The organism is Curtobacterium sp. MEB011, assembly GCF_030209655.1.
Classification (GTDB): Bacteria; Actinomycetota; Actinomycetes; order Actinomycetales; family Microbacteriaceae; genus Curtobacterium; species Curtobacterium poinsettiae.
Genome location: NZ_JARVRN010000011.1, coordinates 65,424 through 79,390 on the forward strand (window position 1 = coordinate 65,424; position 13,967 = coordinate 79,390).

15 protein-coding genes are annotated in these 13,967 nt (G+C 71.2%); 14 read left to right on the top strand and 1 reads right to left on the bottom strand.

Features of this window, described 5'->3' with window-relative positions; all coding sequences use genetic code 11:
• The first annotated feature begins 66 nt into the window (after positions 1–66).
• The 4 genes from QRN30_RS13605 to QRN30_RS13620 are packed head-to-tail and all read left to right on the top strand — an operon-like array spanning position 67 to position 4,169.
• On the top strand, positions 67–456 hold the full coding sequence (locus QRN30_RS13605) for a YraN family protein (RefSeq protein ID WP_042539661.1): 390 nt from the start codon (positions 67–69) through the stop codon (positions 454–456).
• Complete coding sequence (locus QRN30_RS13610; protein WP_017888248.1) at positions 453–1,976, top strand: YifB family Mg chelatase-like AAA ATPase; 1,524 nt, start codon at positions 453–455, stop codon at positions 1,974–1,976. Before QRN30_RS13605 ends, QRN30_RS13610 begins: the two co-directional genes overlap by 4 nt.
• Complete coding sequence (dprA, locus tag QRN30_RS13615; RefSeq protein ID WP_071251649.1) at positions 1,976–3,211, top strand: DNA-processing protein DprA; 1,236 nt, start codon at positions 1,976–1,978, stop codon at positions 3,209–3,211. Before QRN30_RS13610 ends, dprA begins: the two co-directional genes overlap by 1 nt.
• 25 nt (positions 3,212–3,236) lie before the next feature.
• The gene (locus QRN30_RS13620; RefSeq protein ID WP_017888246.1) at positions 3,237–4,169 is read left to right on the top strand and encodes a tyrosine recombinase XerC; all 933 of its coding nucleotides are present in this window, start codon (positions 3,237–3,239) and stop codon (positions 4,167–4,169) included.
• 39 nt (positions 4,170–4,208) lie between these two features.
• On the opposite strand, the gene QRN30_RS13625 is transcribed toward QRN30_RS13620, so the two are convergent.
• Positions 4,209–4,811, bottom strand: coding sequence for a M23 family metallopeptidase (locus tag QRN30_RS13625; RefSeq protein WP_083389265.1), 603 nt, complete (start codon positions 4,809–4,811; stop codon positions 4,209–4,211).
• Between the two features lie 317 nt (positions 4,812–5,128).
• Between QRN30_RS13625 and QRN30_RS13630 the strand changes: the two genes are divergently transcribed.
• From QRN30_RS13630 to QRN30_RS13675, 10 genes are all read left to right on the top strand, one after another.
• Positions 5,129–6,571: a sugar porter family MFS transporter gene (locus tag QRN30_RS13630; RefSeq protein WP_259495454.1), complete on the top strand. Its 1,443-nt coding sequence runs from the start codon at positions 5,129–5,131 to the stop codon at positions 6,569–6,571.
• A gap of 321 nt (positions 6,572–6,892) precedes the next feature.
• Positions 6,893–7,819, top strand: coding sequence for a 30S ribosomal protein S2 (gene rpsB, locus QRN30_RS13635; RefSeq protein ID WP_017888243.1), 927 nt, complete (start codon positions 6,893–6,895; stop codon positions 7,817–7,819).
• Positions 7,820–7,906: 87 nt separating this feature from the next.
• Entirely contained in the window at positions 7,907–8,734 is an 828-nt protein-coding gene (tsf, locus tag QRN30_RS13640) for a translation elongation factor Ts (RefSeq protein WP_027465873.1), read from the top strand.
• Positions 8,735–8,861: 127 nt separating this feature from the next.
• A complete protein-coding gene (pyrH, locus tag QRN30_RS13645) occupies positions 8,862–9,581 on the top strand; it encodes a UMP kinase (protein WP_017888241.1) in 720 nt (239 codons plus the stop codon).
• 47 nt (positions 9,582–9,628) lie between these two features.
• Positions 9,629–10,183: a ribosome recycling factor gene (frr, locus tag QRN30_RS13650; protein WP_284761212.1), complete on the top strand. Its 555-nt coding sequence runs from the start codon at positions 9,629–9,631 to the stop codon at positions 10,181–10,183.
• 65 nt (positions 10,184–10,248) lie between these two features.
• Complete coding sequence (locus QRN30_RS13655) at positions 10,249–11,193, top strand: phosphatidate cytidylyltransferase (protein ID WP_042539655.1); 945 nt, start codon at positions 10,249–10,251, stop codon at positions 11,191–11,193.
• Positions 11,194–11,271: 78 nt separating this feature from the next.
• The gene (locus QRN30_RS13660) at positions 11,272–11,820 is read left to right on the top strand and encodes a DivIVA domain-containing protein (protein WP_017888238.1); all 549 of its coding nucleotides are present in this window, start codon (positions 11,272–11,274) and stop codon (positions 11,818–11,820) included.
• Between the two features lie 147 nt (positions 11,821–11,967).
• Complete coding sequence (locus QRN30_RS13665; RefSeq protein ID WP_017888237.1) at positions 11,968–12,861, top strand: aggregation-promoting factor C-terminal-like domain-containing protein; 894 nt, start codon at positions 11,968–11,970, stop codon at positions 12,859–12,861.
• A 12-nt stretch (positions 12,862–12,873) separates the two neighbouring features.
• Positions 12,874–13,176, top strand: coding sequence for an Rv1322 family protein (locus QRN30_RS13670; protein WP_031260297.1), 303 nt, complete (start codon positions 12,874–12,876; stop codon positions 13,174–13,176).
• Positions 13,173–13,922: an alpha/beta hydrolase gene (locus QRN30_RS13675; RefSeq protein ID WP_017888235.1), complete on the top strand. Its 750-nt coding sequence runs from the start codon at positions 13,173–13,175 to the stop codon at positions 13,920–13,922. The genes QRN30_RS13670 and QRN30_RS13675 overlap by 4 nt, the downstream gene beginning before the upstream one ends.
• Positions 13,923–13,967 lie beyond the last annotated feature (45 nt).

The window sequence follows — 13,967 nt, forward strand, 5'->3', positions numbered from 1 at the left end:
CACAGATTCTGCATCGTCACTGATGTGGTTGTTCGTTCCCGAGATCGTTGTCGTGGAGGCAACGACATGGAACAACAGGTGCAACGCCCACCGGGGCGGTCGCTCCGGAACGGCCGACTCGGGCGATTCGGTGAAGAACGCGCGGTGGTCTGGCTCGAAGCTCGGGGATTCCGCGTCCTCGAACGGAACTGGCGATGTGCGCGCGGGGAGATCGACATCGTCGCGTGGGATTCCTGCACGCTCGCGTTCATCGAGGTGAAGACCCGGTCCGGTGCGGCGACCGGGCACCCGTTCGAGGCGATCACCGCAGCGAAGCTCACCCGGATGCGTCGGCTCGTCCCCGAGTGGTTCGACGCGCATCCCGAGGTCTCGGCACGTGCGGTCCGCGTGGACGTCGTCGCGGTCCACGTCGACGGACCCCGCATCGTCGTCGAACACCTGGCAGGCGTGCTGTGACCGGCATCGGCCGCGCGGCCGCGGTCGCGCTGCTGGGGGTCACCGGCCGCTGCATCGAAGTCGAAGCCCACCTCACCAGTCAGCTCCCGGCGTTCAGCATCATCGGGCTGCCCGACACCTCGTTGGGCGAGGCGCGGGAACGCGTGCGATCCGCGGCCGCGAACGCGGGGTGCCCCTTGCCCGCCCGTCGGATCACCGTGAACCTGACCCCCGCTGCGATCCCGAAGCGCGGTTCCGGGTTCGACCTGGCCATCGCGATGGCGGTGCTCGCCGGCGCGGGACTCGCGCCGGACGTCTCGGAGCGTGTCGTGTACATCGGCGAGCTCGGCCTCGACGGTCGGGTGCGTCCGGTCCCCGGGGTGATCCCGATGCTCATCGCCGCGCGCGACGCCGGTGTCGACCGCGTGGTGCTGCCCGTCGGCAACCTGACCGAGGCCCGTGTCGTCAGCGGTGTGCGGGTCCGGGGTGTGGACTCGCTGCGGGCGGCGGCCATCGACGCCGGGGCGCTCCTGCCGGAGGTCGAGGTCGACCCGGTGCTGCCGGTCCCGATCCCGTCGGTGCCGCGTCCCGTGGCCGAGCTGTCCGACGTCGTGGGGAACCCGGTCGGGGTCCGTGCCGTGATCGCGGCGGCGGCCGGGGGACACCACGCGCTGCTGCTCGGGCCGCCGGGTGCCGGCAAGACGATGCTCGCCGAGCGGCTGCCCGGGCTGCTGCCGGACCTGGACGACGAGACCGCGCTCGAGGTCGCCGCGGTCCGGTCCGTCGCCGGACTCGGCCCCGCGTCCTGGAGCACGAAGCCACCGTGGGAAGCCCCGCACCACTCCGCCTCGGCGGTCTCGCTCATCGGCGGTGGGTCGGGGGTGCTGCGTCCGGGGGCCGTGTCGCGCGCCACCGGGGGCATCCTGTTCCTCGACGAGGCGCCGGAGTTCCCCCGGGCCGTGCTCGACGCGCTCCGGCAACCGCTCGAGTCCGGTCGGATCACCGTCCACCGGGCGGCGGGCGCCGCCGAGTTCCCCGCACGCTGCCAGGTCGTCCTCGCGGCGAACCCCTGCCCGTGCGGGAACGCCGGTGGTGCCCACGGGCAACCCTGTGAGTGCTCGCCGAGCACCGTTCGCCGGTACCTCGGGCGGATGTCCGGGCCGTTGCTCGACCGCATGGACATCCGCGTGCTCGTGCCCCGGGTGACGACGGGGCGGATGCGCGCCGCGGACGGCAGCACGCCGACCACGGCGGTCGCCCGTGCAGCGGTCGCGGCAGCGCGGGCCCGCATGGCGGAGCGGCTGCACGGGACGGGATGGTCCCGCAACGCCGAGGTCACCGGGACCTGGCTCCGCGCCGACGGGCGCATCGAACCCGGGTCGACCGCGGACCTCGACCGTGCACTCGACCTCGGCACCCTGACGATGCGCGGCTGGGACCGCGTGATGCGACTGGCGTGGACGCTCGCCGACCTCGATGCCGTCGACCGGCCCACGGGTGAGCACATCCGGGGTGCCCTGGCCCTGCGGAGCGCGCTGTGATGCCGGCGGGCACGGAGCTCCTCGACACCGTGGCGCGCCTGCTGGGACGCAGCGGCGCCGCGGTCGACCCGGTGCAGGCCGCGGCACGGGTCGCGTGGTCGGCCATCGTCGAACCCGGGGACTCCGTCGCCGGCGAGCTCCTCGCCGGGCTCGGGCCGGAGCGCGCACTCGGTGGGGTGTTGCTCGCCGCGGACGGCGACCACGACGCGCTGCTGGGGGACTGCGTCGAGGCCGAGGTCCCCGGAGCCGAGGACCCCGCGGTGCTGCTCGGGGTGCTGCGGACCGCGGTGGAGCGCTGGCGGCCCCGGCTGGCCAGCGTCGAGGTGGGCGACGTCCTCGCGGCCGCCGGTGCGGTCGGCGCCGGTCTGCTCGTCCCGGAGAGCGACGGGTGGCCCTCGTCGCTGGACGACCTCGGGCCGCACGCCCCGGTGGTCCTGTGGACGCGCAGCCCCGGCGTCCGCCTCGGCGACGGGACGCCGGTGCTCGGGGTCGTGGGGTCCCGGGCGAACACGGTGGCCGGTGCCGAGGCGACCGCGGAGATCACCTCGACGGCGGTGGACGCCGGATTCCGCGTCGTCAGCGGTGGCGCCTACGGCATCGACGCCGTGGCGCACCGCGTGGCCGTCGCTGCCGGAACACCCACGATCGCGGTCCTGGCCGGTGGCATCGACCAGCTCTACCCGGTGGGCAACGCGCAGCTGCTCCACAACGTGGCACGGCAGGGCGCCCTGCTCGCCGAGTCGGCACCGGGGACACGACCGACGCGGTGGCGTTTCCTCGCTCGGAACCGGCTGATCGCCGCGCTGGCCGACGTCACGGTGGTGGTCGAGGCCGGTGCTCGGTCGGGGGCGCTCAACACCGCTCACCACGCCGCGCAGCTCGGCCGGCCGGTGTTCGCCGTGCCCGGAGCCTTCGCGTCCTCGGCGTCGGTCGGGTGCCACCGGCTCATCGCGCAGGGGCGGGCGGAGATCGTCGTGCACCCCGGCGATCCGGTCGCGGCGATCCGTGCGGTGTCCGGGACCTGTGGGGGAGCGGTGCCGGACGAGCCGTTGCTGTCCGGCAGGCAGGACCCCGAGGTGGTCCGGGTCCTCGACGCGCTCGGCCGTCGTGCGCTGCCCGAAGCCGAGATCGCCCGCCGAGCCGGGATGTCGACTGCGGACGTCGCCGACGCGCTCGCGCTGGCGCAGCTGCAGGGGCTCGTCGTCCCGAGCGGCGGCGGGTGGGGGCGGGCATGACGGTCTGCAGCCGTACGCTGACGTCGTGGCTTCGCGGACGGACGATCGACTCGAGGCGGCGGTGCACGCCTTCCTCGGACACGCGCGGCACGCGCGGGGCCTCAGCGAGCAGACCCTCCGCGCGTACGCCAACGACCTCGAGCAGCTCGTCACCTTCGCGGGCGGCCGCAGCGTCGACCGCGTCGCCGACGTCGAGCTGGAGCTCCTGCGTGACTGGCTCTGGGACGCCGACCAGCGGGGGCTGGCCCGGTCGACCATCGCCCGACGGTCCTCGTCCGTGCGGGCGTTCACCCGGTGGGCGAGCGAGACCGGGGTGACCCCGACGGATGCCGGGGTCCGGCTCCGTGCGCCGAAGGGTGGAGCGCACCTGCCCCGAGTGGTGTCCGCCGACCAGGTGCGCACCCTGCTCGACGGGCTCGGCGCCCGGGCCGCGACGGACGACCCGACGGCGCTGCGGGACCTGGCCCTCGTCGAGCTCCTGTACGCGGCGGCGATCCGAGTCAGCGAACTCGTCGGGATCGACGTGACCGACCTGGACCGCGGACGCCTGACCGTGCGGGTCCTCGGCAAGGGCGGCAAGGAACGCGTGGTGCCGTTCGGCGTTCCGGCGCGCGATGCGCTCGAGGCATGGCTGGAGCGCGGACGGCCCGCCCTCGCCGCTCGGAGCGTCGGCCCGGCGAGCACGGCGCTGTTCCTCGGCGACCGTGGCGCCCGACTCGGCGTCCGGAGTGCGTACCGCGTGGTGGCGCGGTTGCTCAGTGATCTGCCGGGCGAGGGCCCGAGCGGCCCGCACACCTTCCGCCACACCGCGGCGACGCACCTGCTCGACGGGGGAGCGGACCTGCGCGCGGTGCAGGAACTCCTCGGGCACGCGAGCCTGGGGACGACGCAGATCTACACCCACGTGTCGTCGGCGCGGCTGCGCGAGGTCTACCGGACGGCGCACCCGCGCGCCTGACGCTGCGCCGACGTCCCTGACGCTCGGTCGCCGGTGGGCTCAGCCGGGCCACGCCGACTCGGGCAGCAGCACCGGCCACTCGGCAGGCGGCAGGTACGGCATCGGGTCGACGTAGCGACCGTCGACCCGCGCACCCAGGTGGAGGCACGGTGCCGTCGCCGGACAGTGCCCGACCGAGACGCGCCCGACTGCATCGCCCTGCACGACCTCGTCACCGGCGGCGACCAGGGGCGTCACCGAGTCGAGCGTGCTGACCAGCCCGCTGCCGTGGTCGATCGTCACGACGGTGCGGCCGCCGACCGCGCCGGCGAACGCCACGGTGCCGTCCGCCACCGCTGACGCGGTCGTCCCCAGGGCCGCGGGGACGTCGATGCCGCGGTGGCCGGCGGCGTAGTCGGAGGACGGCGCCTCCCACGCACGTTCGACCACCCGTGACCCGGTCGGCCAGACCCAGCGGGCCTCGGCTCCGTCGGCGTCGGCCGCAGGAGTCACCGACGGCCCGGCTCCCGACGACGGCGCAGCACCGAACGCCGCCGCCCCGAACGCCGCCGTCCCGAACACCCCCGCACCGAACGCCGCCGTCCCGCACAGCACCGCCGCGCACACCACGGACAGCAGGACGGGACGGGAGCTCGATCGCATGTCCCCAGCCTCGGCCGTGGAACCGGCCCCGTGGCGGACACGGGGCGATCCGTGGAGGGGGAGTCGCGCCTCCAGGCCTGGGGAGGAACGACGCGACGGCCGATGCGACGGAGTCGACGTCGTCCGACAGCGACACCGTCGATCCGCGTCGGCACGCCGACCAGTCGTCCCGATCTCGCACCCGGTTATGACCACATCCCGGGCGAGGAGTACAGTCGGGGCCGCTCCGGAACACGCAACGCCGCTCGGACGGCGAACCAGCCGACCGCCGGGGCACCGTGCTGCACACCGGCACGGCGGCAGAACCCAGGAGCATCGTGTCCACCACGACCACCGGGCACGGCGAAGACCGTGCGTTCAAGGGGAAGGTCACCCTGTTCGCCATCGCGGCGGCGGTCGGTGGCTTCCTGTTCGGCTTCGACTCGTCCGTCATCAACGGCGCCGTCGACGCGATCAAGGGTGAGTTCAACCTCTCCGACGCGGCCAGCGGCTTCGCGGTCGCCTCGGCCCTGATCGGCTGCGCGTTCGGCGCCTACTTCGCCGGCCGTCTCGCCGACCGCTACGGCCGCACCCGGATCATGTTCTGGGCCGCCGTGCTGTTCTTCGTCTCGTCGATCGGATCGGCGTTCGCGTTCGCCACGTGGGACCTCGTGGTCTGGCGTCTCGTCGGCGGTCTCGGCATCGGTACCGCCTCGGTCATCGCACCGGCGTACATCTCCGAGGTCTCCCCGAAGGCGATCCGCGGGCGGCTGGCCTCGTTCCAGCAGCTCGCGATCACGCTCGGTATCTTCGCCGCGCTCCTGTCCGACCAGCTCTTCGCCGTGACCGCGGGCAGCGCGTCGGCCGAGGTCTGGGGCCTGGCTGCCTGGCGCTGGATGTTCCTGGTCGGGGTGATCCCCTCGGTCGTCTACGGCGTCCTGGCGATCACGCTGCCGGAGTCCCCGCGGTACCTGCTCACCAAGGGGCGGGACGACGACGCGCGCGTGGTGATGGGCAAGATCGTGCCGCGCGACACCGTGAACACGAGCCTGGAGGAGATCCAGGACGGCATCAAGAAGGAAGCCAGCGAGAAGAAGGGCTCCATCCGGGGCAACCGCTTCGGGCTCCAGCCGATCGTCTGGGTGGGCATCATCCTGGCGGTGCTGCAGCAGTTCGTCGGCATCAACGTGATCTTCTACTACTCGACGACGCTCTGGCAGGCGGTCGGCTTCAAGGAGGAGGACTCGTTCCTCATCTCCACGATCACCTCGGTGGTCAACGTCGCCGTGACCTTCATCGCGATCTTCCTGGTCGACAAGGTCGGCCGCAAGCCGCTGCTGGTCGCGGGTTCCGCGGGCATGTTCGTCTCGCTCACCATGGTCGCCATCGCGTTCTCGCAGGCGACGATCGTCGACGGCAGCCCGAGCCTCCCCGGCTCGTGGGGCGTCATCGCGCTGATCTTCGCGAACCTCTTCGTGGTGTCCTTCGGCGCTACTTGGGGTCCGCTGATGTGGGTCCTGCTCGGTGAGATGTTCCCGAACCGCATCCGTGCCACGGCGCTGGGGATCGGTTCCGCCGCCAACTGGATCGCGAACTTCATCGTGACGATCTCGTTCCCGGTGCTCTCGGGCTTCAACCTCACCGTCACGTACGGCATCTACGCACTGTTCGCGCTGCTGTCGCTCTTCTTCGTCATCGCGAAGATCCCGGAGACGAAGGGCCGCTCGCTCGAGGAGATGGGCATCTCCGCCGACGGCGACCCGGTGGACGCCAAGGCCTGATCAGGACGGCCGGAGCCGCGGAGATCCGCCGGATCGACCGGACAGGAGGCCCGGATCACGTCAGCCGCGAGGCGCGCGTGATCCGGGCCTCCCTTCTGTTAGCATCTATCCAGCAGCGTGCTGATGCGCGCTGACTTCGCGTGTCCACCAGGCCCTCATCGGCTCGGTACCCGACCACCGGTCCCGTTCTCACGAGCGGGCGGTCGCGTGCCAGGACACCAGGGATCACGACCGACGGTCGCGATCGACACAACCGCAACAGGTCTGCAGCGACGTGCGAGAGCACGGCTGCGCGCCGAGAACACAGAAGGAGGACGGCACATGGCCGTCGTCACCATCCGCCAGCTGCTCGACAGCGGCGTCCACTTCGGACACCAGACCCGTCGGTGGAACCCGAAGGTGAAGCGCTTCATCCTCGCCGAGCGCTCGGGCATCCACATCATCGACCTGCAGCAGTCGCTGGCCTTCATCGACCGCGCGTACGACTTCGTCAAGGAGACGGTCGCGCACGGTGGCACGATCCTCTTCGTGGGCACCAAGAAGCAGGCCCAGGGCTCCATCGCCGAGCAGGCGACCCGCGTCGGCCAGCCGTACGTCAACCAGCGTTGGCTCGGCGGTCTGCTCACGAACTTCCAGACGGTCTCCAAGCGCCTCGCGCGCATGAAGGAGCTCGAGGAGATCGACTTCGACGACACGACGAAGGGCTTCACCAAGAAGGAGCTCCTCATCAAGAAGCGCGAGCTGGACAAGCTCCACAAGACCCTCGGTGGTATCCGCAACCTCACGCGGACCCCGAGCGCGCTCTGGATCGTCGACACCAAGAAGGAGCACCTCGCCGTCGACGAGGCGCAGAAGCTCGGTATCCCGATCATCGGCATCCTCGACACCAACTGCGACCCCGACGAGATCACGTACCCGATCCCGGGCAACGACGACGCGATCCGCTCCGTCGGTCTCCTGACCCGCATCGTCGCCGACGCCGCGGCCGAGGGCCTGAAGACCCGCCACAACGGTGGCGACGAGGACGAGGCCAGCGAGCCCCTCGCCGAGTGGGAGCAGGAGCTCCTCGGTGGCGAGACGGCAACCCCGTCCGCCGACGCCGCCCCCGAGGGTGCGACCGTCGAGGAGAACAACGCTGACGCGCAGGTCGCCGCGAAGGAGATCGGCGAGCCGATCGCCGACGAGGCGAAGAACGCGGAGCCGACGGCCGAGGCCGAGGCAGCCGCGGAGACCACCCCCGCCGAGTGAGCCGCCGGGGCGTCGGACCCACCGGGTCCGGCGCCCCGACTGCACTCCACTCTCCACACACGTACAGTCCAGAAAGGACTCCAGTCAATGGCAAACTTCACCGCTGCTGACGTGAAGAAGCTCCGCGAGGACCTCGGCGCCGGCATGATGGACGCGAAGAACGCGCTCGTCGAGGCCGACGGCGACTACGACAAGGCCGTCGAGCTGCTCCGCATCAAGGGTGCCAAGGCCGTCGCCAAGCGCGACGACCGAGCCACCTCCGAAGGCGTCGTCGTCGCGACCTCCGAGAACGGCGCCGCCACGGTCGTCGAGCTCGCGAGCGAGACCGACTTCGTCGCCAAGAACGAGAAGTTCACGACCCTCGCCGACAAGGTGCTGGGTGCGGTCGCCGCTGCCGGTGCCGCCGACGTCGCCGCCGCCAACGCTGCACCGCTGGACGGCAAGACCGTCCTCGAGGTCGTCAACGAGTCGGCAGCCGCGCTGGGCGAGAAGCTCGAGGTCCGCACGGTCCGCCGTGTCGAGGGCTCGGCCTTCGAGATCTACCTGCACAAGACCAGCCAGGACCTGCCGCCGCAGATCGCCGTCGTCATCGCGTACGAGGGTGACAACGCCGCCGAGGCGCGTTCGATCGCCCAGCACGTCGCGTTCGCGAACCCGACGTACCTGACCCGCGACGAGGTCCCGGCCGAGGCCATCGAGAAGGAGCGTGCGACCGTCGAGGCGATCACGCGCGAAGAGGGCAAGCCCGAGGCCGCCCTCCCGAAGATCGTCGAGGGTCGGGTGAACGCCTACATCAAGCAGGTGTCGCTCCTCGACCAGGACTACGCGAAGGACAACAAGATCTCCGTCGCGAAGGCCGCCGAGAACGCCGGCATCACGATCCAGGGCTTCGCCCGCGTCAAGGTCGGCGCGTAACGAACCCGTGACGGGGTCAGGAACCAACGAGGTTCCTGGCCCCGTTTTTCGCGCGCACCGACACGACACGCGCGCGACACATCCGCGAGTACATTTCCACGAGACCACGACGAAGGGTGCGGACCAGATGACCGACGAGAAGACCGGACGACGCCGCGTTCTGCTGAAGCTGTCGGGAGAGGCGTTCGGCGCCGGCTCCCTCGGGGTGAACCCCGACGTGATCGGCACCATCGCCAAGGAGATCGCCGTCGCCGCGCGCGAGGTCGAGATCGCGATCGTCGTCGGCGGAGGCAACTTCTTCCGTGGCGCCGAGCTCTCGCAGCGCGGCATGGACCGCGGACGCGCCGACTACATGGGCATGCTCGGCACGGTGATGAACGCGCTCGCGCTGCAGGACTTCCTCGAGCAGGCCGGCGCCGCGACGCGCGTGCAGTCCGCCATTGCGATGACCCAGGTCGCCGAGCCGTACATCCCGCGGCGGGCCGAGCGGCACCTCGAGAAGGGCCGGGTCGTCATCTTCGGTGCCGGCGCCGGTCTGCCGTACTTCTCCACCGACACGGTGGCGGCGCAGCGTGCGCTCGAGATCAAGGCGGACGAGGTCCTCGTCGCCAAGAACGGCGTCGACGGCGTGTACACCGCGGACCCGAAGAAGGACGCCTCGGCCGAGAAGCTGCACCACGTGACCTACCAGGACGCACTGCTCAAGGGCCTCAAGGTCGTCGACGCCACCGCGTTCTCGCTCTGCATGGACAACGGCATGCCGATGCACGTCTTCGGCATGGAGGGCGACGGCAACGTCCAGGCCGCCATCCGTGGCGAGCGCATCGGCACCGTCGTCAGCAACTGACCCCCGGCGCTGACTAGACTCGACGCCAGTACCGAAGGAGTAACACCGTGATCAGTGATGTCCTGACCGAAGCCACCGAGAAGATGGCGAAGGCTGTCGAGGTCGCCAAGGACGACTTCTCGACCGTCCGCACCGGCCGCATCATCGCGGCGCTCTTCCAGAAGATCCCGGTCGAGTACTACGGCACCCCGACGCCGCTCGCGCAGCTCGCGTCGCTGCAGACGCCCGAGGCCCGAACGCTCATCGTCACGCCGTACGACAAGTCGGCGCTCAAGGAGATCGAGCGCGCCATCGCGACGTTCCCGAACCTCGGTGCCAGCCCGACGAACGACGGCGACATCGTCCGCGTGACGATCCCCGAGCTCACCAAGGACCGCCGCAAGGAGTTCGTCAAGCTCGTGCGGACGAAGGGCGAGGACCACAAGGTCGTCATCCGCAACATCCGCCGCAAGGCCAAGGACGACCTCGACGCGCTCAAGGGTGAGATCTCCGACGACGAGATCTCGCGTGGCGACAAGGACCTCGAGGGCCTGACGAAGAAGCACGTCGACCAGATCGACGACGCGCTGAAGAAGAAGGAAGCCGAACTCCTCGAGGTCTGATGCGTCGCTCCGACCAGGGCGATGACCGCCCCACAGCAGAGCACGGGCCCGCGACGAGCGGGCCTGTGAAGAAGGGGCTCCGCCAAGACTTCGATGCGCGCGCACGTGCGGCGCGCACCGACTTCGAGGCGCAGCTCCGCCAGCGCAAGGCCGACTTCGGTGCGCGGAACGAAGCACTGACGGCGCGGACCGGGCGGAACCTGCCGGCGGCGATCGGCATCGCGCTCGCGTTCGCGGTCGTCATGCTCGGCACGCTGCTCCTGTTCACGCCGTCCTTCATGGTGGTCGCGGCGTTCCTGCTGGGCGTCGGCGTCTACGAGCTGACGAGCGCGATGCGCTTCGCCGGCCGCGACGTCCCGCGGATCCCGAGCGTCGCCGTCGCGATCGCGGTGGTGCCGGCGGCGTTCCTGTACGGGCAGGCCCCGGCGCTGTTCACGCTGCTCGGCGGCATCGTCCTGATCAGCGTCTGGCGCCTGGTCGAGGTCGCCCTCGCCCGGCAGAAGCCCCCGGCCGGCAACGTCGTCCGTGACCTGACGAACGGGCTGTTCGTCCAGGCGTACATCTCGTTGCTCGGTGCCTGCGTCGTGCTGCTCTCCGCCCAGCGGGACGGCAACCTCTGGGTGATCGGCTTCATCCTCGTGGTCGTCGCGGTCGACACCGGTGCGTACGCGACCGGCCTGAACCTCGGCAAGCACCCGATGGCACCCCGCATCAGCCCCAAGAAGACGTGGGAGGGTTTCGCCGGGTCCGTGGCGGCGAGCATCGTCGTCGGCATCCTGGTGGCCGTGTTCATGCTCGGGCTGCCCTGGTGGACCGGTGTCGTGCTGGGTGTGCTCATCTCCGGGTCGGCCACGCTCGGCGACCTGACCGAGTCGATGATCAAGCGTGACCTCGGCATCAAGGACATCTCGTCGTTCCTGCCCGGGCACGGTGGACTGCTCGACCGCATCGACAGCATCCTGCCGTCGGCCGCGGTCGCCTACGTGCTGTACCTGGTCGTCAACCACTGACCCGCCCCCGGGCCGGGCTGTACGTGGCACTCAGCGCGTCCAGGTTGTGCCACGGGTCGGGACTGGCAGAATGACGCCGTGGCCACCACCTTCCCGACCGCAGCCCGTTCCGCCCTCGGTTACGACGTCGACGAAGTCGAGCGTTTCCTCGAGGACGCCCGGCGCGCGTACTCCGCCGACGACAGTGCCCCCGGCATCGAGGCTGCGAAGATCCGTGCCACGGCGTTCTCGATGCGCAAGGGCGGCTACTCCACCTCGCACGTCGACGCCGCTCTCGAGCGGCTGGAGGACGCCTTCGCGGCGCGCGAGCGTGAGCGGGAGATGAGCGAGGTCGGCAAGAAGGCCTGGTACGCCGAGGCGCGGACGAAGGCGTCGGACGTCGTGGCACGCCTCGAGCGGCCCGACGGCCAGCGGTTCAGCCGGGTGAGCGTCCTCGGCACCGGCTACCACCCGAAGGACGTCGATGCCTTCGCCGCCCGACTCGCGGGGTACTTCCGCGAAGGCAAGCCGCTCAGTCTCACCGAGGTGCGCTCGATCGTGTTCCGCCCGAAGCACGGCGGGTACCGCGAGGCGCAGGTCGACGCGGTGCTCGACGCCGTCGTCGAAGTGATGCTCGCTGTCCGATGACGACGCGCTGTCCCCAGGTGCTTCGCTTTCCGTGATCGTTCCGTTACCCTGGTCCTACTCATGGGCAGGCACACGGCAGATTCAAGCTCCGACCGCGATACCCGCGAGCACCTCAGCCTCCAGGCTTCCGGTGAGCGCCGCGCGGCAATGCAGCGAACCCGCACGACGGAGACGTCGGCGTTCGGGGTGACCCCGCAGGCAGCGGCGACGGGGCCGGTGGCCACGCCGAAGTCGGTCGCGGCGAACCGCGTCTCGGACGAGCGTGTGGCGTCCTTCGCCCACGACGCGCTCGTCGCCGAGCAGCGTTCCCCGAAGCAGCGCACCGCGACGGTCCAGCGCCGTACGACGCCGAAGCTGGCCGAGCCAGCCCGTGTCGCGTCGGTCAACGCCGTGGCCCGCAAGCGCGCGACGGCCCCGATGCTGTCGTTCGTCGGCGTGTTCCTGTTCGTCGGCGGGTCGCTGTTCAACCCGCTGCAGGCCGACGTGGCACAGGCCGCCGTCGACACCCCGGTGCTCGTGAAGGCCCCGGCACCCCAGCAGTACACCGCACACGGCACCTACGGCGAGGCCGCTGCCGACCGCGACGGCTACGGCGTGACGGTGCCGGCCCCGAAGGTCGTGAAGCCCGTCGTCGAAGACGACGACGCCGATGCCACCGACGACGCCGCGGATGCCGCAGCCCCCGATTCCGAGCCGGTCTCGGCCGCCAACACGCTCGCGGCCACCGCCGCGACCCCCGACCCCGGCAGCGCGCAGGCGATCGCCCTGCAGCAGGTCACGGCCCGCGGCTGGGGCACTGACCAGTACAACTGCCTGGTCTCGCTCTGGAACAAGGAGTCCGGCTGGCGGGTGAACGCCTACAACCCGAGCGGTGCGTACGGCATCCCGCAGGCCCTGCCCGGCAGCAAGATGGCCACGGCCGGCGCCGACTGGCAGACGAACCCGGCGACGCAGATCACCTGGGGTCTCAACTACATCGCCGGCGTGTACGGCACCCCCTGTGGTGCGTGGGGTCACAGCCAGGCCAACAACTGGTACTGATCGGCTGCTCGGGTGCCGCGCAGCAATCGGCCGCGGCGTCCCCGTGGTCGCGACGTCGAGCCTGACGAGGAGTCCACCCTCGATCGGCTGATGAGTTCGTGGAAGCGCACCGAGGTCCGCCACGGTCGCGAGTACCAGGTGCAGCCGATCTCCGCCGCGTCGGCGCAGAAGGAGTACATCTGCCCGGGCTGCGGTGGCACCGTGTCGCCCGGCACCGCCCACGTGGTGGTCTGGCGCGCGGACGGCGTCCTGGGTGACGCCGCCGACCTGGCGTCCCGTCGGCACTGGCACAACCACTGCTGGAGCATCGCATGACCGAGCGCGACGTGACGCACGACACCGAGATCCGCTCCGCGACCGAGCTGCCCGCCCGACGCACCGAGGTCGAGCTGGTCACGGACGACCACCTGACGCTCGTCGGGGAACTGGCCGAGCCCGCCGACGCGCCTGCCCGCGGCACCATCGTCACGCTCCACCCCCTGCCGACCGCACACGGCTTCATGGACTCCCACGTGCTCAAGAAGGCCGCTGCCCGGTTGCCGGCCCTGGCCGACATCGCGGTGCTGCGGTTCAACTTCCGATCCGTCACGTCGCCGCGCGGCACGTCCGAGGGGGGCTTCGGCGACGGCGTCTCCGAGGGCTTCGACCTGCGTGCCGCTGTCGCCGAGGTCGTCGACCGCGGGCTGCCGACGCCGTGGCTGGTGGGGTGGTCGTTCGGCACCGAGGTCATCCTCAAGCACGCACTCGAACACGTCGAGGCCGGCACCGTCGCCGGGGTCGTCCTGCTGTCACCGCCGCTGCACCGCACGTCGGACGCCGAGCTCGCCCGCTGGGCCGCCGTCGACGTCCCGGTCGTGGCGCTCGTGCCGGAGCACGACGACTTCCTGCAGCCCGAAGCTGCGGCCGCGCGGTTCGCGCTCGCTCCCAACGTCCGGGTGGTGCCCGTCGCGGGCGCGAAGCACCTGTGGGTGGGGGAGCGGTACGTGCGGATCGTGCTCGACGCGATCGCCGACCTCGTCGTCCCGGGCAGCGCACCGCTGCCGACCCACTGGCCGGTCTGAGCAACGCCCACGGCACGCCGTGCGCCCCGCCACCTGCTGCAGGTG